2 protein-coding genes are annotated in these 1,296 nt (G+C 66.9%); both read right to left on the bottom strand.

The annotated features are described in order from the left end of the window. Positions 1-340 (bottom strand): tryptophan 7-halogenase (locus AB4Y84_RS21855; RefSeq protein ID WP_442250958.1); only part of this gene is annotated, 340 nt, incomplete at its 3' end. A gap of 13 nt (positions 341-353) precedes the next feature. Continuing rightward, positions 354-1,296: cupin-like domain-containing protein (locus AB4Y84_RS21850; protein WP_442250957.1), on the bottom strand; the 943-nt coding region annotated here is incomplete at its 5' end.

Raw genomic sequence — 1,296 nt, 5'->3', positions numbered from 1 at the left:
GCGTGGCCCAGGTGCCCTGYCCGATCGTGCCGAAAGGATGGATGAAGCGTTCACCGGGGCGACGCCAGTTCTCGAACGAGATCGACAGCTTGAACGTGCCGGCGACCGCACGCAGGAACTCCTGCTCATCGATCTGAAGGAAACGGTGGAACGTGCGGATGGGCGGCACGGTGGATTCGCCCACACCCACGGTACCGATCTGCTCGGACTCCACCAGGGTGATGTCCAGCTGTTGGCGGAACTGGTGCGCCAGTGCGCAGCCGGCCAGCCAGCCGGCGGTGCCGCCACCGGCGATCACCACTCTCCGGATCGGCCCTTGTGTAGTGTCCGCAGCGTTCAATGCGATGCTCCCATCAGCGGTTGAGTCGACCCAGCAGCTGGGCGCGCATGCGCCGCGCCTGCGTCTCGTCGAACGGTGCCAGCTCTCCCTGGGCCGCTTCGGGCAGGTGTTGCCCTGCCTGCTCGCCGGGACCAAACACGTAGTACTGGAAGATCTTTGCCCACGCCTGCTTCTCGCGCGCCGGTAGATCGCGCAGGGCCCACATTGCATGCTGCAGCGCCGGCAGGGGTGAGCCGAGATAGCCAGGCGCACTGCGCCACCAGTAGTTCACCAGCACGTTGAACGGTTCCAGGCTGCGCACGTGGTGCCACCACAGGCCTGGGATGAAGATGGCATCACCGGGCTCAAGCGTGGCGGTCTGCGCGCTTGCGAGGGCATCACGGAAGCGCGGATGGCGGTCGAAATCCGGTTGGTCGAAATCCACCACGCTGACCACCTGCCCCCCCGGGGTGGGCTCCATCGGCCCCGGGTAGAGGTTGTCGATCTGCTCCGGCGGAAACAGGGTGAAGCGGCGCCGGCCCACCGCGCAGCACGCCAGGTTGTCCGGAATGTCGTAATGGCAGGAAGCCGTCACCCGGTTGCCGACCCAGATGCTGGCCGAAGCATCGATGCCCTGCCCCGCCAGTCCGGCGTCGTTGTGCTGGGCGAACCCGGGCAGCGCACGCGCGATCAGCAGCGAAGCGACGTAATAGGTGGGCGGGCTCGGCGAATCGAGGTGGTCGGCGATTGCGTCCAGCACCTCTGTCAGCAGGCCACGCCGGACCTCGAAGTTCAAGCGGGTGAAGTCCGCGTTGTAGAACGGACGCCCTTCGATCTCGGGGCCGCCGAAGGAATAGGGAACAGGCACGCCTGCTTCGAACCCGCGCAGGTAGGCCATGGCCTCCTGCAGGGAACGCGACCCGGCCTGCACCAATGCCCAGTCGCGCGCGATGCCGCGCAGCACCACTGGCTCGCCG

It is taken from the genome of Stenotrophomonas sp. 2YAF22, assembly GCF_052114665.1.
GTDB lineage: Bacteria > Pseudomonadota > Gammaproteobacteria > Xanthomonadales > Xanthomonadaceae > Stenotrophomonas > Stenotrophomonas indicatrix.
The sequence above is the reverse complement of the archived record's forward strand: the minus strand, read 5'-3'. Positions and strand labels throughout refer to the sequence as shown.